This is a genomic window from Tardiphaga sp., from assembly GCF_028290495.1.
In the GTDB taxonomy this organism is placed as follows: Bacteria; Pseudomonadota; Alphaproteobacteria; order Rhizobiales; family Xanthobacteraceae; genus Tardiphaga.
Map to the genome: position 1 here is coordinate 22,902 of NZ_JAQGJT010000187.1, position 19,530 is coordinate 42,431.

A 19,530-nucleotide genomic window follows, 5' to 3' on the forward strand; every position below is an offset into this window, starting at 1 on the left:
CGTCAAAGAATCAATTGTTCGCGTTTATGGCCTGAATGACTCCTTTCTGTGGCGGGCAGCTCTCATGCAAGGGCGGGGAGGCCGGATTTACCAAGCATTATGCCCGTTGTGGTTGGATTGACGCCACATCAGCCGCTTTCACCGCATCGGTCCGCTTATGACGATCTCCGTCGCCCATTCCGTTGAAGCCGCCAGACCCTGGCGTGGACTGCTGCCGCTGTGGGTCGGCATCGGCGTTTATGCCCTGGCGCTGGTCGCCGGGAACCAGCTGCTCAACGATCCCGACACCTACTGGCAGATCACCGTCGGGCAGTGGATTCTCGACCACCACGCGGTTCCCACGACCGACCTGTACTCCTTCACGATGCGCGGCCAGCCGTGGATCTCGACGCAGTGGCTGTCCCAGGTGCTGCTTGCGGGCTCGTATGGTGCGTTCGGCTGGGCCGGGCCGGTGGTGCTGACGGCCGCGGCGATTGCTGCTTCCTTCGCGCTGCTGACTCGCTTTCTCAGCAAGCGCCTCAGCGAAAGCACGACCCTGATCTTCGTCGCGGTGGCTTTGGCGCTGATGCTCGGCCATCTGCTGGCGCGGCCGCACGTGCTGGCGATGCCGGTGATGGTGGCCTGGGTCGGCGGGCTTATCGCGGCAATGGACCGCCGCTGCGCACCTTCCTACGCGCTGCTGCCGCTGATCGCGCTGTGGGCTAACCTGCATGGCGGCTTCGTGCTCGGTCTCGCGCTGATCGCGCCGATCGGCATCGATGCGATCTTCCACGCCGAGGTCCGCGCGCAGAAGGCGCTGCTAGTGCGCTGGTTCCTGTTCGGCCTCGCGGCTTGCGCCGCGAGTTGCCTCACGCCCTATGGCTGGGAGTCGCTGCTGGCCGCCAGGCGGATTCTCAATCTTGGTGCCGCCTTGGCGATGATCGGCGAATGGCGCGCGGCCGATTTCGGCCATGCCGGGCCGCTGGAACTCACCGTGCTGATCGCCTTTGCGCTGGTATTGTGGCGCGGCGTCACGCTGCCGCCGATGCGTATCGTGCTGGTGCTCGGCTTCGTCTTTATGGCGCTCAGCCACGTCCGCAATGCCGAGGTGCTGGCGTTGCTGGCGCCGCTGGTTCTGGCTAAGCCGCTCGGCGAGCGGCTCGGTCGTCCGGCAGGCGCCGAGCCCGTGTCGCCGCGCGGCCTGCTGCTCGGCGGCATCATGGCCTGCCTGCTGGCTGGCACCTTTGTGTTCGCGTCAACGCAGGCCTATGCGCCCTATAACCGTAGCTCGCCGGCCGCCGCCGTGACCGAGTTGAAGAAGCTCAATCTCGCACGCGTGTTCAACGATTACGATTTCGGCGGTTACCTGATCTCGCGGGGCGTGCCGACATTCATCGACGGCCGCACCGAACTGTTCGGCGAGAAACTGATGGTCGATCACAACAATGCCAGCGGCCTCGCCGAGCCGGACAACCTGTTCCGGCTGCTGAAGGACTACGACATCGAGGCGACCTTGATGCGCACGCAGAGTGCGGCGACCAAGCTGCTCGATCATCTCGACGGTTGGCAGAAAGTGTACTCCGACGACATCGCGACGATTCATCTACGCAAGGCAGGCGCGGTGCATAGCGTCGAGCCGGTGGTGAAATAAGTTTCGCCAACAAACTCCACCGTCATCCTTCGAGGCTAGCCGAAGTCGGCGAGCTTCAGCGGGACGACTGCGAGATGGCGCGCTACGCCGCTGCCTTGGCGTCCTTTATCGGCAGTGTGATGCGCACGATCAACCCGTTGGGCTGCCGATCGTTCAGCGTCATCTCGCCGCCATGCGCCACCACGACCGCGCGGGCGATCGAGAGGCCGAGGCCGAAGCCTGCGGCTTCGTGGTCCATGTTGCGGGCGTCGTCGCCGCGCACAAAGGGCTGCAGCATCGCGTTCTTCTGCGCTTCCGAAATGCCCGGACCGTCATCTGCGACTTCGATGGTCGCGCACTGCGCCGACATCGTCAGGCTGATCCGTGCCTCGGCGCCGAACTTGATGGCGTTCTCGACCAGGTTGGTGACGGCGCGGTGCAGATCGTCCGGCCGGGCCATCGCCATCGCGTGCGCCGGGCCGTCATAGCTCACGGCGTGTCCGACATCGGCAAACTGGTCGGCGATCAATTGCAGCGTGGTGGCTATATCGGTCAGCGTCAGCGCCTCCAGCTTGCGGTCGTTGCGCAGGAACGACAGCACGGCTTCCAGCATCGATCGCATCTGATCGAGGTCGCGCAGCATGTGGCGGCGGTGGCTGTCATCCTCGATGAATTCCGAACGCAGCCGCAACCGCGTGATTGGCGTCCGCAGGTCGTGGCTGATGGCCGCGAGCATCCTGGTGCGGTCGTCGATCAGGGCGGTGATGCGCTCGCGCATCCGGTTCAGCGCGCGCGCTACCGAGCGGATTTCCTCCGGCCCGCGCTCCGGCAGCGGCTCCGCCGCGCCGTTCAGGCTGAAATTTTCCGCCGCCCTGGCGAAAGAGGACAACGGCGTCGCCAGCGCGCGCGCGGCCCACAGCCCGAGCAAGGTCAGGCTGACGATAATGAACAACAGGGTCGGAAACCACGGCCCGCCCCAGAACGGGCCTTGCCGTCGCTCCGGCGTGATGTTGACGGACACCTGCGCGCCGTCCGGCAAAGTGATGCCCATGCGGTCCGGCGGCTCGCCGGCGATGGTGAACAGTTTGGTTTCGGCGCCGAACAGTCGCCGCAGGGTGCGCCGCGGATAGTCCTGATTCTCGTCGGCGACGGTCGGCGTTCCCGCAGCCACGGGTCGGATATCGAACTGCGGAAATGTATGCGTCATGTGGGCCAGCAGCCCCGGACGCTCGAGCGCCGGCGTCGCACTGATCAGCCGGACGAGTGCCGTCAATTCGCCGTGGCCACGGTCGAAACGGGAATCGTTCCGGTCGGGGCGCATCAGCACGAAGGCGACGGTAACGATGACGTGAATCGCGGCGATCGATACCACCACCAGGGCCGTTATCTGGCCGCTGATCCGTCGCAGGTTGAAGATGTTGAGCAGCTTCATCTCAGTTCGCAGCGGCCGTTGCGATCGCCTCGACTTCCGGCGTGAACATGTAGCCGCCGGAGCGCACCGTCTTGATCAGGGTCGCATCCTGCGGATCCGTTTCTATCTTGCGGCGGATGCGGCTGACCAGCACGTCGATGCTGCGCTCGAACGAGCCGGCATTGCGGCCCTGCGTCAGGTCGAGCAGGCTGTCGCGCGACAACACCCGGCCGGGCCGTTCGCAGAAGGTTCGCAGCAGGTCGAATTCGGCGGATGTCATGGCGACGCGGGCGCCGGCGGGATTGCGCAACTCGCGCAGTCGGAAATCGATCTGCCAGCCGGCGAACGACAACGCTGTTGCGCTCGGCGTCGCGCTGGCGTTCAGCGCGGTGGCCTGCCGTCGCAGCACCGCGTTGATGCGCGCCAGCAGTTCGCGTGGATTGAACGGCTTGGCGAGGTAGTCGTCAGCGCCCATTTCCAGCCCGAGGATGCGATCGACGTCCTCGCCGCGGGCGGTGAGCATGATGATCGGCACCTGCGACTCGGCGCGGACGCGCCGGCACAAAGTGAGACCATCTTCGCCCGGCAGCATGACGTCGAGGATCAGCAAATCGACCCGGTGATCGGCCATGGCCTTGTCCATCTCACGGCCGTCGGCCGCAGTGGTAACGTTACACGAGTTGGTACGCAGGTACTTTGCAATCAGCGTACGGGTTTCGCGATCGTCTTCTACGACCAGGATGTTCGGAGATGATGCCATGCGGACTCTTTTGGCCGGGATCGGAGGAGCGTGCTGAAGATTTTTGTTTCGTCATGTTTCTGGAACTATTTCTGCAACAGGACGCAACATGTCTGCAAGGCCATAACAAGTTCTCGTTAACCATCGCGGTCGCAGGGTGCGGGTGACGAAAAATCACCTTGGAGCTCATTATGACTTCGATCGCCGCAACTTCTGCTTCCAGCAGCAGCGCTTATCTCACGCCCCTACAGAAGCTGCAGCAGGAACTGCAGGCCGAAGTCGCTTCCGGAACGGTCTCTGCCAGCGATTCCGATGCGCTTTCCTCGGCGCTCACCGATATTGACTCGGCGCTGCAGAGCGGCCGCAGCAGTCAGTCGTCCAGCTCGCAGTCGAAGCCGACCGACATGAAGTCGAAGATCGACGACCTGATCGGCGCCCAGGTCTCCAGCGGCAAGCTGACGACTGACCAGGCGACCGAATTGCAGGACGTCTTCAAGTCGGCCTTCTCCGGCAGCGCCGGTGGAGCGGGCGGCCCAGGTGGTCCGCGCGGCGCCGGTGGCCCGCCCCCCGGTCCGCCGCCGTCGGACAGCGCATCGACGGACAGCAGTGATGCGACCGACTCCACCGACAGCACGAGCGACGCCAGCACGGTGTTGCAGAAGCTGCTCGCTTCGCTGCAAGAATCGCTGGCTGCATCGTCTTCCAGTTCGTACAGCGCCAGTGGAACCGCTGCTTCGGCCTCGAGCAGCAGCGCTTCGTTCTCGGCGCTGCTGGTTGACTATACCAGCTAACAAATACGGCAGGCTTTCAGCCACCACCGTTTCGACCAGGACGGATGGTGGCTGTTCCCGCAAAGTTGCCTTTTATAGCGGTGCCTCTTTTTGACAATTGGCTCCGGGAACCGGAACAGGCTTATAGCTTCCGCGTTGCTCCCGTGTCACTCAAACAGGAGGAACATATGTTCAAAACATATATGACCGCTGGTTTGCTGGGTTCCGCACTGCTGGCCTCAGCCGCTTTCGCTCAAAGCCCTGCCGCCACCACGACAACTCCCGCCGCAGCGCCGGTGACGGCTTCGGACTCCAGCTTCAACGGAAACTGGCGCGCCTCGAAGGTTGTCGGCCTCAGCGTCTATAACGACAGCAATGAGAGCCTCGGTTCAATCAACGATCTGCTGACCGACAAGAGCGGTGGCATCAAGGCTGTTGTGATCGGCGTCGGTGGCTTCCTTGGCGTAGGCGAGCATCTGGTCGCCGTGCCGTTCGACAAGATCAAGTTCGTCAACGAACCGGTCGTCACCAATACCGCCGCGACCGGCGGCAGCATGAGCGGCGCCCGGCCGCCCGCCGCCGGCACCGGCATGACCACGGGCTCGGCGCCCGCGGCGCCGACCGCCGCGAAGCCCAATCCCTGGTACCCCGACCACGCGGTCCTCAGCGCCACCAAGGATCAGCTCAAAGGCATGACCGAGTTCAAGTATACGACGAACTAGGATCTGTCAGCGTGTAACGTAGCAAGAGCGCGTCCGGACTCCGGGCGCGCTCTTTACGTTTGTCGGTAAAGCACGAAATCGCGCGTGGGCCGTCCTACGGCTTGCTCTTCAGCAGCGGGCAGTTGCCCTGATCCATCGGGCGGAACGCCTCATCGCCGGGCACGGTGGCCAGCAGTTTGTACAGATCCCATTTGCCTTTCGATTCCGACGGCTTCTTGACCTCGAACAGATACATGGTGTGGACCATGCGGCCGTCCTCACGAATTTTCCCGCCTTTGGCAAAGAAGTCATTCACGGGTGTCGCCTTCATCTGTGCCATCACCTTGCCGGCATCGTCTGTGCCCACAGCATCGATCGCCTTGAGGTAATGCATCGTCGCGGAATACAGCCCGGCCTGGATCATGGTCGGCATGGTGCCGACTTTTTCAAGAAAGCGGTTGGAGAAAGCGCGCGTCTCGTCGTTCATGTCCCAGTAGAACGCATCGGTCGTGATGAGACCCTGGGCCGCCTGCTGGCCGAGCGACTGGGTATCGACGATGTGCTGCAACAGCGCGATCATCTTCTGGCCGCCTGCGATAATCCCGAATTCAGCGGCCTGCTTCAGCGCCGTGGTGGTATCGCCGCCAGCATTGGCGAGCGCAATCACCTTGGCTTTGGACGCTTGTGCCTGCAGCAGGAACGACGAGAAGTCCGACGAATTGAGCGGATGCCGGACGCTGCCCAGCACCTTGCCGCCGGCGGCTTTCACGACATTTGAGGCGTCCCGTTCCAGCGCTGCACCGAATGCGTAGTCGGCGGTGATGAAGAACCAGGTGTCATCGCCGCGCTGGACCATCGCCTTGCCGGCCACGTTGGACAGCGCGTAGGTGTCATAAGTCCAGTGCACGGTGTTGGGCGAACAGGCGATCCCTGTGATGTCCGAACTGCCGGCGCCGGAATTCAGGTGGATGCGGTTCTTTTCGCGGGTGAGAGCGGAGATCGGCAGCGCCACCGATGAGGTGGGCACGTCGAGGATCGCATCGACCTTGTCGTTGTCATACCAGTTGCGCGCAATGTTGACGCCAACATCCGGTTTGTTCTGATGATCGGCGGAGACGACGATGACGGGCTTGCCGCGCACCTTGCCGCCGAAATCGGCAACGGCCATTTCCGTTGCGACCACCGAACCCTTGCCGGTGGCGTCGGCATAAAGGCTGGACATATCTGTGAGCACGCCAAGCTTGACGACATCATCGGAAATCTGGGCTTGGGCGGCGGTGGCTGTGAGCATGAATACGCAGCCGACGGTGATAGCGCGTGAACGCAAGGACATGGGGCTCCCTCATATTGTCTGCAGCTCTTGCGGCTGCGGAGGAAGTGTGCGCGGATTTGGCCGGTTCGGCAACACCTGTAGCTGGGTGGGGTTTTCTCATGCAGAAACACCCGCCGCGCGCCCCCACGGGAGATCGTTGCGGGTGGTTTAGTTAGTTCAGATGGAATTACAATCCCGGCAACGCCGTGACGCTGACGTTGATTGCGCCATCAGCTTCTGCGATCACCCGCAGCGTCTTTGAATCGAACGCGATGCCGGCCAGCCGCAGGCTGGTGATCTCGGCGCCGACGCGGATACCGCTTTCGTTTCTCTGGAAATCGGTGATCGCGGATGCGATCCGCTTTTGCGCATTGGTGGCGAACGGCTTCAGGTCGATCGTCGCGTGCTCCGCCAGCGCGTTCTGCAGGAGCGGCATGGCGGCGCGGGCGGCCTGGCCGAGCAGGCCGAACGCGGCCTCCGATTCCACCGCCAGTTCCACATTGACAAGCTTCAGCGTCTGCGTGGCCGGATCGAGCGCCGGCTTTCCCCAGATGTGTACCGTGGCTTCGCCGCCGAAACCGAACCAGCTTTTCTTTTCCCTGGCGTTGACCAGCAGCGAGATCAGCAGCCGTTCCCCCGAGGCCTGAACGGTCGCCTTCTTGACGGTGACGTCGACCGAGCCGGAGCCGTCCTCCGGGAACGTGCGGCCGACCAGCTGCGTCTCGATGATCTTGTTGATCTCGGTGAATGGCATGTCGACCGGCACGCCGATATTGAGCTTGCCGGGCCCGGGCGGCACGATCGCCAGCGTCGCGGGGAACGGGCATTCCGGCGTTGTCTGCGTCGCGGTCACCCGCGTCTCGGCCTCGACGCCGAGCGTCAGCGTGACGTTGCTGGCATCGATGCGCGGCTGCGCTGCGACCGCGCGGATCGGCTTCAGTTCGAGAAACAGGCCCTGCACCGCGCTGGCGCCCTGCAGCGGAATCGAGCGGCACAGTTTCGCCCATTCGCGCCGTGCATTCTGCTCCAGCGCCGGATCGTTGCGCAGCCGCGCCTGCACGGCGGCGATCTGCTCGTTGACGGTCTTGTCGATCATCGGCTTGACCTGCGCCGGAACGCTGAGGCGGGCGCCGGCCATCGTCACGCTGGTGTCGCCGAGATTGACCTGCGCCGCGAGGTTCGGTTCGACGCGCCAGTTCGCGGTGAGTTGCGGGCGCGCTGTCAAAACGACATTGCCGCGGATCTCGGCATTGGCGTTGAGGTTCTTGATGTTGATGCTGCCGACCTGCTTGGCGACATTGCCGCCGAGCAGGTTGCCGAGCGCGCCGCCGAGCTGGTCGCGCAGGTTCGACGACAGCGCGCCGGTGACATTGAGCGTGCCGTTCAGCGGGGTGGCCAGCGTCAACGTATCGGCCGCGCCGGTCGCCGCGATCGGTCCGCGCGCCGCGCTCCATTTGATTTGGGCGTTCTGCAGGATCTGCGGCACCGGATTTTCGGCGTCGCCGGCGAAATTACGCGGTGCGCCCTTGTCGGCGGCGTCGCGTATCGCGTTCAGCGGGATCGTCAACGGCGCGATGATACTGGAGGTCCGCGGCGCGGCCGGTAGTGGCGGCAATGGCGTCAGCACCGGCGCCGGTCCGGCGCCGCGCGGGGACAGATAATCCATCACCTTGAGGGTGGCGACGAAAGATACCGCGACCAGTACGACTGAAATAAAAATGGTTTTAACGCGCATCGATGCCCCGCTGAATATGCGGGACACTATCGCGCCGCAACACGGCGCGCCAGAGCGGCCATGTTACGGAACATGGCCGCGGTTACGGCAGGTTGATCAGCCGCGCTTGCCGGTCGGATTGTCGGCGCGGCGGTCCATCGGCAGCACGATCACCCGGGTGCCGACATTGACGCGGGAATACAGGTCCGAGACGTCCTGGTTGGTCAGGCGGATGCAGCCGGAAGACACCTGCGTGCCGATCGTCTCCGGCATGTTGGTGCCGTGGATGCGGTAGATGGTGCCGCCGAGATACATCGCGCGGGCGCCGAGCGGATTGCCGGGGCCGCCAGCCATGTGGCGTGGCAGATAGGGCTGGCGCGCGATCATTTCCGGGGGCGGCGTCCAGGCCGGCCACTCCGCCTTCCTGGTCACGGTCTGCACGCCGGACCAGGTGAAGCCGTCGCGGCCAACGCCGATGCCGTAGCGGATCGCCTGACCGCCTCCGAGCACATAGTACAGATAGGTGTTGGGCGTATCGATGATGATGGTGCCCGGCGCCTCGCGGGTGGCGTAGGTGACAACCTGACGCTTGAACCGCGCCTGCTGCTCGACCACGGCATTGTCTTCATCAACCTGCGGTGCCTGTACCTGCGGCGCCGGCTGCCACGGTGCCGGCGGCGTCATGAAGAACGGAAACAGCGGCAATGGCGCGGCCTGCGCCGGGGTGAAGGCCAGCGATCCGATCGCCAGCGCGCCGATGGCGGCGGTGCGGCAGATCATCGTGATGCGGTTGAAATCGGTCATGGTCTGTCTCCGTTGAGCGCCCAGTCGAGCGCCGGTTCGGCGCTTCGTTGGGAGGAGAGTTAGCTGGCGCGCGTTTCACCTGGTTTGCGTCGGCCGGGCAAAACGGTTTCGTCGCATCGGGGAATTGTGTCGTCGCGGTACAGGGCGGTGAAGGATACGAGGCACCGCGCAAAAAAGCCCGGCGGTTCGGATCCCGCCGGGCTTCTGATTGGTATTGCGGTGCGGGCTAGATCACGCCCAACACGATCGCGCCGACAAACGCTATCGCGGCGTAGGCGGCAGCAGCGCTCAATTGACTGTAGAGGTCCATGGGAACTCTCCGGTTGAGGTCGCATCCCGTGTAACGCGGAGCGTCGCGAAGCGTTCCTTGCCCGGTCGGGAATTTTCGCGACGGCGAATGTGCATTTCGAAAGAAGCAAGAGTGGTCATGGAAAATCTCCGTTTGTGCCCAGAGCGCCGGTTCGGCGCTTCGTTGAACGGATGACTACAAAGCGGAGGTTTCCGGCTGTTGGCGTCGAAAGCGCAAAACGGTTCATCGCCGGGAGAATTGTTTCGTCGTCGTGTCGTCGCCTGTCTTTGCCGGCGCTGCCGGCCGCCCGTGCTCGCCGGTGCCGCGGTGTGGTGACGCGCCCTGTGCCGTCGGTGCCGACGGGCCGCGATACCACTGTTGTGTAGTTAAGTACCGGATCAGTATCCGGGGCGTGAGCGAGGGCCTTATCAGGAAAGGCCCGGAGCCTGTCCCGGACGCTGCGTCCGGGACAGAAGCCGTTATTCCGAACCCAACCTACTCGTTGATCGTCGCATCCGGCCGCCAGGTCAGCAGCCGGTTTTCGAGTGCGGTGAGCAGCCATTCCGCGGCCAGCGCCACCACGGCGATGACGATCATCGCGGCGAACACGCCGTTCGAGTCGAACGAGCCCTGTGCCGTGGCAATGAGAAGGCCTATGCCCTCGCGTGCGCCCAGAAATTCGCCGACAATGGCGCCGACCAGCGCGAAGCCGAACGAGACGTGCAGGCTGGCCAGGATCCACGACAGTGCCGACGGGATGACGACCGCGCGGGTCATCTGCCAGTTCGAGGCACCGAGGATGCGGGCATTGGCGATCAGGTTCTTGTCGGCCTCGCGCACGCCCTGGAAGGCGTTGGCGAACACCACGAAGAACACCATCACCACGGCCAATGCGATCTTCGATGCCGCGCCGAGACCGAGGGCCACGATGAAGATCGAGCCGAGCACCACGCGCGGAATCGAATTCGCCACCTTGATGTAGATCGAGAATACGTCGGACAGGAGCTGGTTGCGGCCGAGCGCAATGCCGCACAAGATGCCAGCGACCGCGCCGATCAGGAAGCCGGCGCCAGCTTCGTAGATGGTCACGGCGATCTGCTTCCACAGCGGCCCGATGGAGGTGCCGTTCTCCGTCCAGTCGATCAGCTTGGTCACGATGCCGGAGGGCTGGCCGAAAAAGAACGGATCGATCAGGCCGACGCGGACGCCGAGCTCCCAGCCGCCGATGATGAACACCAGCACGGCAAGGCGCAGCACCAGCACCAGACGCGCATGACGGCGCATCCGCTCGACGGCGGTTTCCAGTTTGGGATCGGCGGGCAGGGGTGAGGTGATGCTTGAATCAGTCATGTCAGTGTCCCCGGACATGTCAATGTCCCGCCCGTGCGCGAAGCACTTCTTCCCGGAGATCGTCGTTGATTTTTCGCGCGATGGCGATGAAGCGTTCGTCGTAACGCAAGGTGGCGACGTCGCGCGGCCGCGGCAGGTCGATGGTGTGCACCGACTTGACCCGCGCCGGGCGCGTGGTCAGCACGGCGACGCGGTCGGCCAGCAGGATCGCCTCGTCGAGATCGTGGGTGACGAACAGCACCGCGGACTTTGCTTGCGCCCAGAGCTGCAGCAGTTCTTCCTGCATCAGTTCGCGGGTCTGCACGTCGAGCGCGGAGAACGGCTCGTCCATCAGCAGCACCTGCGGATTGTTGATAAAAGTCTGCGCCAATGCCACGCGCTTGCGCATGCCGCCGGACAACTGGTGCGGATGATGGCCCTCGAAACCCTTCAGGCCGACGCGGATGATCCAGTCGCGCGCTTCGGCTTCGGCCTGGTCTTTCTTGATGCCGCGAAACAGCGGCCCGGCCATCACATTGTGCAGCACGTCGCGCCACGGAAATACGGCGTCCTGCTGGAACACAAAGCCGACGCGGCGGTCGACGCCGTCGACCTTCTTGTCGAACAGGGTGACTTCGCCGGCTTGCGGTCTTGCAAGGCCCGCGATCAGGCCCAACGTTGTCGATTTGCCGCAGCCGGTGGGGCCGACGATGGCCATGAATTCGCCGGGCGCGATGCTGAGGTCAAAATCCTCCAGCGCCGACAGCAGTTCGCCGGATGGCGTGACGAAGCGCCGGGCAACGTGTTTGAGTTCGATAGCGGAGGGGGAGGGCATGCGGAAATTTCTCGATTGCGGATGGAGAACCCAGGCTGTCGTTCCGGGGCGCGGGCGGCGTCAGCCGCATGCGAACCCGGAACCTCGAACTGTTCATCGTCAGGTTCCGGGTTCGTTCGGGCGTTGCCCTCGCGCCCCGGAACGACGAGCAGGTCAATGCGTCGCGTTCGCCTTGATGACAAAATCCGTGGTGTAGGTCTTCGCCAGATCAATCGTCTTGCCCTGTAGGTTGGGCGAGAAGCTGGTCAGCACCTTGAGGACCGATTCCGGTGCACCGGCCGGCATCATGCCATCCGGCGAATATTGCGCACGGCCTTCGCGCAGGCCCTGAACGTAGAGATCGAGTTCGCCGGCATAATAATCCTTCGGCATCGCCGCGGCGATCTCTTCCGGCGAGTGGGTGTGCATCCACTTCAGCGTCTTGACCATCACGTTGACGACTTTTTGCGCGGTCTCCTTGTTGGCTTCCATCCAGGCGCGGTCCATGTACAGGCAGGCTGCGGGATAGTCGCTGCCGAGCGCGGCGCGGGTCGTTTCCGGGGTGCGCAGGTCGATGCCGACCTTGGCGGTGCCGTTCTTGATGGCGCGCGCCACCGTCGGTTCGGTGGTCATGCCGGACACGATCTTGCCCTGCTGCATCGAGGCCAGAAACGTATCACCGGCGCCGACCGGCACCAGAGAGTAGTCCTGCGGTTTGAGCCCGGCCTTGGCGGCCAGCGCCCGGGTCAGGAAGTCGGTGGCCGAGCCGAGCCCGGTGACGCCCAGCGCCTGGCCCTTCCAGTTGGCGGGATCCTTCAGCTTGTCGGCGTCGGCAGCCTTGACCAGCACCACTTCGCCCGGGGCGACGGCGAACTGCACCACCGAGGTGATGAACTTGCCTTTCGACTGCAGGTCGATGGTGTGGTCGTAGAAGCCCACCACACCCTGCACTTCGCGCGCCAGCAGAGCCGTGGCCGCCTGCGAACCCGAGGTGGAATTGAACAATTCGACGTCGAGGCCCTGCTCCTTGAAGAAGCCGAGCTGGGCTGCGAGCTTGGCCGGCAAATAGATCTGCTTGTCGATGCCGCCGACCATGATCTTGATCGGGGTCTGGGCGGCGGCCGGCTGGGCGAGCAGCGCGGCGGCAGACAATGCGGCGCCGATCGCCGCGGTGATGATTTTTCGCATGGACGTTTCCCTTGTGGCGTTGGATGCGTCGCGGCGAGGCAGGAGATCCCCCGTTACCGTCACATGCGTCAATCTGCTACTATCAGGGCCTTGCGCAGTGCAAGCTGTCAATCCGTCATTTGATGTCGGGAGCGCTTGGGTTACGGGTAGGCATGGTGCGGTGCGGTGCAAAATCCGCATCCGGATCAGAGGGTGCAACCGCGGTCACGCAGCAGCGGCTAGACCAGTGCCGGCCGGGACGATGGGTGGGATCGCCGCTGCGCCGTGCAGGCGCACCGCATGGGCGACCAGCCCGCGCATGACATTGGCGCGCGCTGTTTGCGCGATGAAATGACGCGCCGAGGTAAAATAGAGATATTCGAGCGCATTGCAGACGCCGGCAGGACCAGCCGCGGTCAGCGCTGCCGTCACAGCCTCCGGTAGCGGCTGATCGGCGGCCGTCATGGTCATGCCCATCATCACCACGAGCGCGGGCGGGCTGTAGGGGATGTCATAGGTGAAGGTGTTGGCGGCATCGAGCGCTGGGCGATCGCCCTTGGCCAGCAATGCAATGCATTTCAGCACGCGCATATGCAGCAGGAAATCGGACTCCGGATCGGCCATCTCGATGCCGCGGTCGAACAGAATGACGGCTTCGTCGAAGTTGCCCCGCGCCTGCCGCAACTGACCCATCACGGGCAGCGCCGCCGCGAAGTCGGCCGTGCGCGTAAACGCGCGTTCGGCGAGGTCCTCGGCGAGTTCGAGATGACCGCGGTTGACGAAGTACAGCAACTTGGCCGCAGCCAGCATCAGCAGCGGATTGTTCTCGATGGCCGGCAGACAATCCAGCGCGGTGGTCTCGATTTCGCCCTCGATCTCGGCGCGTTCGTCGCTGCTGACGCCGGTGAAAGGATTGGCGAGCACAAGGCGCGCGAACAGATGCAGGCACCATTGCAGCGCAATGTCGGGATCAGCGGGATTTTCCGCGCGCGCGGCGCTGAGCTCCTGGCCCTTCTTGAGCCAGGCCGGATTGGACGACGACAGCAAGGTCGAGGCCTTGCGCAGACGGATGTCGAGGGGCTGGTCGGAGGGCGTGCCGAGGCCGGCCGAGGCATGGGTGAGCGCGTTTCGCAGCTCTTTGATCGTGCCGCGCGAAACCCGTGTCGCTTCCGACGCCAAGGATGCGCTGTCGGTGAGGTCGAGGCGGAACGCCCTGACGATGTGTTTCGACGGCATCTCGCGCAGGGTCGCCGTGCAATCCGGCCGATCGTCGGTGCTCTGAAAGCTCACCTGCAAGACATAGCGCAGCCCGCTTGCGGCAAGGTGGCGCAAGTCGTCGACGATGACGATTTTCTGCGCGGGTGACATGCCGGCGGCGACCCCGTCGCGCAACTGATCGAGCAGCGATGACGCCCGCGTGTCGATGCGGTCGCCTTGCCCGGCAAAGGCCGGAACGATGGCGAGCCAGGCATCGATCGGTCCCGACTGCGGTGACGCCATGATCGGCACCGCCAATGGTTCGGCGATCCAGAGATAACCCTCGCCATATTGCGTGGCGATGTAGCGGGGCGACTTGGCGCTGTCGCCGAGCTTGGTACGGAGCCGGTTGATCAGGAAATCGACATTGCGCTCGGAGGCGTCGGAGTCCAGTGACGCGATCTCCTCGAGCAGCCGGCTACGCGACATCAACTGATGCGGGTTGCGCGTAAAGGCAAGCATCAGGACCCGCTCGTTGCGGGTGAACTGGATGGTCTTGCTGCCGCGTCGCGCGAACAGGCAGGTCTCGTCCAGGATAAGCTCTCCGAAGGAGAGACTTTGCGCCTTGCTCATACCAACTCCAGTCGCGCTTTTGGACCTAGCACCAAAGCCGGGCATCGGTTGTGAAACGGGCGCCCCTGCGCCTGTCTGCTTGTTCCTTAACCTGACACCAGCGCCGAATCGAACACAGCGTTCCGCACGCCACGCGCGGAAACGACATAGCGGTATTTTACACTTGCTGTCATTTGCACGCATAGATTGTGGAATGTTGTGGCATTGTTTCGAATTGTTTGGCAATTGTTAGAAAGCGTGTTGTTTCAGTTACTTATAAATTTCGTTTTGGGCACATAACCCTGAAGTCGGTTGTGAAGGTGCCCCGGTCCGGTGTTGAACTGCCATCCAGCAATGCGCCACGGGCGTGGAATTGACGGGGGGCGAGCATGCAGTTTGGTCGGGCACAGGGGTGGATGCAGAGTGCCGCGAGCGCGGCTTTGGCGTTCGGGGTGTCGGTCGCGACGGCAACATTGGCGCAAGCCGCATGTACGCCGGCAGCGACCGCACCGACGCCTGCGCCGGGGACCACGGTGACTTGCGATTTGACGACCATCAATCAGAATCCGTCTTCGGGCTATGGCACCGGCATTCAAACGGGCATCACGATCGACGTCCTCAATGGCGCGACAGTGCAGGGAACGGGCGGCGCCGGCCGCGGCATCTGGGTCGGAGACGCCACGATCCGCAACGGTGTTGGCGCTTCGATTCTGGGCGGGCTTAACGGCATCTTGAGTGCCGGAGGGATCACCGTAAACAATTCCGGGACGATCACCGGCACGACGGGCACCGGCATCAGTGCGTCCTCGAACGTGACGCTGACCAATCACGCCGGCGGCGCCATCCTCGGCGCAGTCGACGGCATCAAATCGACCACCGGCTCCATCACCCTCGATAATGCCGGGAGCATCATCGGAACGAGTGCGTCGGCCATCGATGCCCTCACCGACATCACGGTGATCAACCGCGCTGGCGGTGTCATTTCCGGTGGGCCAGGTGCCATATTCGCACGTGGTGGCAACGTCACCCTCGACAATTCCGGGAGCATCACGAGCGCAGGTACGACCGTTTCCGCCTTTGATCGTGTGACGCTGATCAACCGGGCCGGAGCAACTATCAGCGGCGGCGTCATCGGAGGTAATGGTCTTGACGTGAACAATTCCGGAAATATCGACGGCGTAGGTGGCCAGAATGCCAAGGTGGTCAATACCGCGACGGGTACGATTGGTATAATAGGCCTATCTGGGGGGACGGGCGATATCGATAATTTCGGTACCGTGACGTTGAGCGTCGCGGGGGCCGGTACTCTGATCAATCACGCCGGCGGAAGCATTGCCAGCGTCACCGCTGTGAACATGTCCGTTGCCAATTTCGGCAGCATTGGCACCGTCGGGGCTGGTGCCGGCGGCGGAGTGCAACTCGTCAACAATGTGGGAGCAATCATCGATGGCCCGCTCGCCGGGGTCGCTCTGAGCGCCACAGCCACCGCTTCGTCGATCTCTAACGCAGGTGCCATCAGCGGCGGCACCTATGGGGCTATTATCGAGAACGGCGGCAACACGGTCACCAACCTCGCCGGCGGCACCATCAGCGGCGCCAGTACTGGGATAGCTTTGCTGGTCAGCGGCAACACGGTCGCCAATCTCGCCGGCGGCAACATCACTGGCGGGGCGTCCGGCGTGCTTTCCTTTCTCGATGTCTCCATCACCAATTCCGGAACGATTTCAGCTACAGCCACACCGGGCGCCGGCCTCGCTGTCGTCGGCGCGTTGCAACTGGTCAATACTGCCGGAGCGAGCATCAGCGGCCCGGACTACGGAATTGCAGCAGGCGGCAACTCATCGATCGTCAACGCCGGGAGCATCAGCGGCGGAACCGCTGCGATCCGGTTCGCCGCCGGCGGCAATACACTCACGCTGCTGCCGGGCTCCGTCATCTCCGGCAATGTCATCGGCTTTGGCAGCGACACGTTGCAACTCGGCGGCATTGGCGCCGCGAATCTCGATATCTCGCAATTTTCCGGCTTCACCACTTTCACCAAGTTCGACTCGTCGATCTGGACGCTGACCGGCACCGCGACCTATACGGCCCCCGTCAACGTCAATGGCGGCACGCTCGCGGTGAACGGCAATCTCGCTTCCGCCAGCCTGCTGACAGTCAATGCAGGCGGCATCCTCGGCGGCAATGGCATCGTGGGCGTCACTGCCATCAATGGCGGCACGCTGGCACCCGGCAATTCCATCGGTACGCTCACCATGAGCAGCCTGACCATGACCGCGGCCTCGACCTATCTGGTGCAGGTCTCCGGCACGTTGTCGGACAAGGCGGTCATCACCGGCACCGCCGCTATCGCCGGCAACGTCAGCGTCGATGCGCTGGCGCGTCTCACATCGACCACGACTTATACGATCATCAATGCGGGCACGCTGACCGGCACATTCGACACCGTCTCACTCACAAACAATTTTGCGCGCAATGTACGGCTGAGCTATGTCGGCAATGACGTGCTGCTGACCCTCGATCCCGGCTTGCTCAGCCCGATCTTGCCAGGCAATGCCTCGATCAATCACAGGAATGTCGCCGCCGGCATCGACAATGCACTGGAGGGCGGGGCGACCATGCCCGCGTCGTTCAACTCGCTGTTCGCGCTGAGTGGCAACAATCTCCTCCATGCACTGACGCAGATTTCGGGCGAGACCTCAACCGGTTCGCAGCAGACCACTTTCGATGCCATGACCCAGTTCATGGGCGTGTTATCCGATCCCTTCACCGCCGGTCGCGGCGGCACCGCGCCCGGTGCGTTCGCATACGCCGCCGAGAGCGACGCTCTCGCTTACGCGCCGGGCGGCCGCAAGCGCACCCGCACCGAACGCGATGCCTATGCCATGTTCACCAAAGCACCGCCGCGCACTTATGAGGCGCGCTGGAACGTGTGGGCCGCCGGCTTCGGCGGGTCGCGCACCACCGATGGAAATACTGCGCTTGGCTCGAACCGCACCACCGGCAACATCGCTGCTGCTGCCGTCGGTGCCGACTACTGGTTCTCGCCGTCCACCGTGGCCGGCTTCGCGCTGGCCGGTGGCGGCACCAGTTTCTCCGTCGCGGGCGGCGGCAGCGGCCAGTCCGACCTGTTCCAGGCCGGCGCCTTCATTCGTCACACCATCGCGTCGTCCTATATCACCGCGACGGCTGCCTACGGTTGGCAGGATATCAGCACCGATCGTCTGATCACCGCGGTCGGCACCGAGCGGCTGCGCGCCAACTTCAATGCCAATGCGTTCTCCGGCCGGATCGAAGCCGGCAATCGCTGGCTGTTGCCCGAACTCTACGGCATCGGTCTCACGCCTTACGCCGCAGGGCAGGTCACCGCCTTCGACCTGCCGGCCTACGGGGAAACCTCTGCCAGCGGCGCCGGCGGTTTTGCACTGAACTACACAGCGAAGACCGTCACGGCCCTGCGCGGCGAACTCGGCCTGCGCAGCGACAAGTCGTTCGCCGTCAACGACGCCGTGCTGACGCTGCGCGGCCGCGCCGCCTGGGCCTATGACAACAACATCGACCGCAATGTCAGCGCCGCGTTCCAATCGCTGCCGGGTTCGACCTTCACCGTCAACGGCGCCCAGGCCGCCCGCAACGCCGCGTTGACAACGGCCTCGGCAGAGGTGTCCTTCAACGGCGGCTGGTCGCTGGCTGGAACCTTTGAAGGGAGTTCTCCGACGTCAGCCGCTCCTATGCCGGCAAGGGCGTGGTGCGCTACGCGTGGTGAGCGGGTCCAGCGCATGGTTACCCAAAGCTAAATCCGTTACGTTGAAGAGTCCTTAAAACATTTCGACCAACGTGCGCGGATGACGCGCAGAGTTCGTTTGTATCTTGTCGGCTCCGTCGTCCTTGTATCGCTTGCGGGTTGCGGCAAAGGTCTGTTTCAGACCGAAGAGCGTGAACCCTGGCGTGCCGAGGCTGAGGTTGCTTGCCTTAAATCCGGAACCGTGAAGGAGGGGGCCGATCTCGTTCGGATCAACCCGATTTCCGGACCGGGCGTTTGCGGCGCCGAATTTCCGCTCAAGGTCGCAGCCCTCGGCGAGAGCAACAGCAGCTTCGGTTTCGCCGACGAAAACCTGCGCCCGCCGGGCAGCGTCGGCAATTCCGGCAATCAGCCGCGCTGGCCGGTGCAGCAGCAGCCGGTTGCGCGCGCGGCGAATTCCTATCCCGCCAATACTTCCTCCGGTTCATATCCGGCAGCCACAAGCCCGCAACCCGGCTACGGCGCTTCGTCCAACGGTCCTATCTCGCTGAACGCGCCGGGCGTCGCCGATCCCGAAGAGTCCGAACTGTCACCGGAGCCCTCGCCCGAGCCGGAGCGCGCGCCACGTCGCGCGCTCTATGGCCGCTACAGTTCCGGCGTGCAGCCCGCGCCACAGGTCGATGAGCAGCCGCGGCTCGGCCCCGGGCAGGGCAACGTTACCGGCTCGGTCGGGCCGGTCGCGCTCAAGCCGACGGCGACCCTGGCCTGTCCGATCGTTTCGGCGCTCGACCAATGGCTGGCGGAATCAGTGCAGCCAGCCGCCCAGCGCTGGTTCGGCGCCCGCGTCGTCGAGATCAAGCAGATTAGCGCCTATTCCTGCCGCGGCATGAATGGCAATTCGCGCGCGCATATTTCCGAGCACGCTTTCGGCAACGCGCTCGACATCGCGGCCTTTACGCTCGCCGATGGCCGCAAGATCACCGTCAAGGGCGGCTGGAAGGGCTTGCCGGAAGAGCAGGGCTTCCTGCGCGACGTGCAGGGCGCGGCGTGCCAGGTGTTCAATACCGTGCTGGCGCCGGGCTCCAACGTGTTTCACTATGACCATATCCATGTCGACCTGATGCGCCGCTCGTCGCGCCGCGTCATTTGCCAGCCGGCCGCAGTGTCCGGCGAGGAGGTTGCCACGCGCGCGATGCCGCGCAGCACCTATTCCGGCCGCGATACTTCCGTGACGGGATCGATCAGCGCCCGAACCGCGAAAAAGCCCGGCCGCAAAGCGGCCTATGACGACGCGGAAGACTACAAGAACGAGTAGTCGGC

14 protein-coding genes are annotated in these 19,530 nt (G+C 63.9%); 5 read left to right on the forward strand and 9 right to left on the reverse strand.

Translation table 11 applies throughout. The features are described from left to right. Positions 1-157: 157 nt before the first annotated feature. Positions 158-1,630 carry a hypothetical protein gene (locus tag JWQ24_RS27555; RefSeq protein WP_299815479.1) on the forward strand — a complete coding sequence of 491 codons (1,473 nt, stop codon included), beginning with the start codon at positions 158-160 and terminating at the stop codon, positions 1,628-1,630. 82 nt (positions 1,631-1,712) lie between these two features. On the opposite strand, the gene JWQ24_RS27560 is transcribed toward JWQ24_RS27555, so the two are convergent. Continuing rightward, the gene (locus JWQ24_RS27560; protein ID WP_299815482.1) at positions 1,713-3,041 is read right to left on the reverse strand and encodes an ATP-binding protein; all 1,329 of its coding nucleotides are present in this window, start codon (positions 3,039-3,041) and stop codon (positions 1,713-1,715) included. Position 3,042: 1 nt separating this feature from the next. Next, the gene (locus JWQ24_RS27565; protein ID WP_299815485.1) at positions 3,043-3,780 is read right to left on the reverse strand and encodes a response regulator; all 738 of its coding nucleotides are present in this window, start codon (positions 3,778-3,780) and stop codon (positions 3,043-3,045) included. A 170-nt stretch (positions 3,781-3,950) separates the two neighbouring features. Between JWQ24_RS27565 and JWQ24_RS27570 the strand changes: the two genes are divergently transcribed. Then, a complete protein-coding gene (locus tag JWQ24_RS27570; RefSeq protein WP_299815488.1) occupies positions 3,951-4,550 on the forward strand; it encodes a hypothetical protein in 600 nt (199 codons plus the stop codon). Between the two features lie 167 nt (positions 4,551-4,717). Next, complete coding sequence (locus JWQ24_RS27575) at positions 4,718-5,251, forward strand: PRC-barrel domain-containing protein (RefSeq protein ID WP_299815491.1); 534 nt, start codon at positions 4,718-4,720, stop codon at positions 5,249-5,251. A gap of 94 nt (positions 5,252-5,345) precedes the next feature. On the opposite strand, the gene JWQ24_RS27580 is transcribed toward JWQ24_RS27575, so the two are convergent. The 7 genes from JWQ24_RS27580 to JWQ24_RS27610 all read right to left on the reverse strand — a co-directional run bounded on the left by JWQ24_RS27580 (position 5,346) and on the right by JWQ24_RS27610 (position 14,489). Next, entirely contained in the window at positions 5,346-6,521 is a 1,176-nt protein-coding gene (locus JWQ24_RS27580; protein WP_299815594.1) for an ABC transporter substrate-binding protein, read from the reverse strand. A 208-nt stretch (positions 6,522-6,729) separates the two neighbouring features. Next, positions 6,730-8,277, reverse strand: coding sequence for a DUF4403 family protein (locus JWQ24_RS27585; protein WP_299815494.1), 1,548 nt, complete (start codon positions 8,275-8,277; stop codon positions 6,730-6,732). A 96-nt stretch (positions 8,278-8,373) separates the two neighbouring features. Then, positions 8,374-9,060: a L,D-transpeptidase gene (locus JWQ24_RS27590; protein WP_299815497.1), complete on the reverse strand. Its 687-nt coding sequence runs from the start codon at positions 9,058-9,060 to the stop codon at positions 8,374-8,376. Positions 9,061-9,844: 784 nt separating this feature from the next. After that, positions 9,845-10,699 carry an ABC transporter permease gene (locus tag JWQ24_RS27595; RefSeq protein ID WP_299815500.1) on the reverse strand — a complete coding sequence of 285 codons (855 nt, stop codon included), beginning with the start codon at positions 10,697-10,699 and terminating at the stop codon, positions 9,845-9,847. 19 nt (positions 10,700-10,718) lie between these two features. Then, on the reverse strand, positions 10,719-11,513 hold the full coding sequence (locus tag JWQ24_RS27600; RefSeq protein ID WP_299815503.1) for an ABC transporter ATP-binding protein: 795 nt from the start codon (positions 11,511-11,513) through the stop codon (positions 10,719-10,721). A gap of 153 nt (positions 11,514-11,666) precedes the next feature. Continuing rightward, complete coding sequence (locus JWQ24_RS27605; RefSeq protein WP_299815506.1) at positions 11,667-12,680, reverse strand: ABC transporter substrate-binding protein; 1,014 nt, start codon at positions 12,678-12,680, stop codon at positions 11,667-11,669. 204 nt (positions 12,681-12,884) lie between these two features. After that, the gene (locus JWQ24_RS27610) at positions 12,885-14,489 is read right to left on the reverse strand and encodes a winged helix-turn-helix domain-containing protein (RefSeq protein WP_299815509.1); all 1,605 of its coding nucleotides are present in this window, start codon (positions 14,487-14,489) and stop codon (positions 12,885-12,887) included. Between the two features lie 524 nt (positions 14,490-15,013). Here JWQ24_RS27610 and JWQ24_RS27615 point away from each other — a divergent pair. Together JWQ24_RS27615 and JWQ24_RS27620 are read left to right on the forward strand one after the other, a co-directional pair. Continuing rightward, entirely contained in the window at positions 15,014-18,265 is a 3,252-nt protein-coding gene (locus JWQ24_RS27615) for an autotransporter domain-containing protein (RefSeq protein WP_299815512.1), read from the forward strand. Positions 18,266-18,313: 48 nt separating this feature from the next. Continuing rightward, entirely contained in the window at positions 18,314-19,525 is a 1,212-nt protein-coding gene (locus JWQ24_RS27620) for an extensin family protein (protein ID WP_299815514.1), read from the forward strand. Positions 19,526-19,530: the final 5 nt, after the last annotated feature.

Excerpts from the sequence above, each read along its gene's own strand:
- JWQ24_RS27555 (WP_299815479.1), top strand. The coding sequence starts at position 158 with ATGACGATCTCCGTCGCCCATTCCGTTGAAGCCGCCAGACCCTGGCGT.
- JWQ24_RS27560 (WP_299815482.1), bottom strand. The coding sequence starts at position 3,041 with ATGAAGCTGCTCAACATCTTCAACCTGCGACGGATCAGCGGCCAGATA.
- JWQ24_RS27565 (WP_299815485.1), bottom strand. The coding sequence starts at position 3,780 with ATGGCATCATCTCCGAACATCCTGGTCGTAGAAGACGATCGCGAAACC.
- JWQ24_RS27570 (WP_299815488.1), top strand. The coding sequence starts at position 3,951 with ATGACTTCGATCGCCGCAACTTCTGCTTCCAGCAGCAGCGCTTATCTC.
- JWQ24_RS27575 (WP_299815491.1), top strand. The coding sequence starts at position 4,718 with ATGTTCAAAACATATATGACCGCTGGTTTGCTGGGTTCCGCACTGCTG.
- JWQ24_RS27580 (WP_299815594.1), bottom strand. The coding sequence starts at position 6,521 with ATGCTCACAGCCACCGCCGCCCAAGCCCAGATTTCCGATGATGTCGTC.
- JWQ24_RS27585 (WP_299815494.1), bottom strand. The coding sequence starts at position 8,277 with ATGCGCGTTAAAACCATTTTTATTTCAGTCGTACTGGTCGCGGTATCT.
- JWQ24_RS27590 (WP_299815497.1), bottom strand. The coding sequence starts at position 9,060 with ATGACCGATTTCAACCGCATCACGATGATCTGCCGCACCGCCGCCATC.
- JWQ24_RS27595 (WP_299815500.1), bottom strand. The coding sequence starts at position 10,699 with ATGACTGATTCAAGCATCACCTCACCCCTGCCCGCCGATCCCAAACTG.
- JWQ24_RS27600 (WP_299815503.1), bottom strand. The coding sequence starts at position 11,513 with ATGCCCTCCCCCTCCGCTATCGAACTCAAACACGTTGCCCGGCGCTTC.
- JWQ24_RS27605 (WP_299815506.1), bottom strand. The coding sequence starts at position 12,680 with ATGCGAAAAATCATCACCGCGGCGATCGGCGCCGCATTGTCTGCCGCC.
- JWQ24_RS27610 (WP_299815509.1), bottom strand. The coding sequence starts at position 14,489 with ATGAGCAAGGCGCAAAGTCTCTCCTTCGGAGAGCTTATCCTGGACGAG.
- JWQ24_RS27620 (WP_299815514.1), top strand. The coding sequence starts at position 18,314 with ATGACGCGCAGAGTTCGTTTGTATCTTGTCGGCTCCGTCGTCCTTGTA.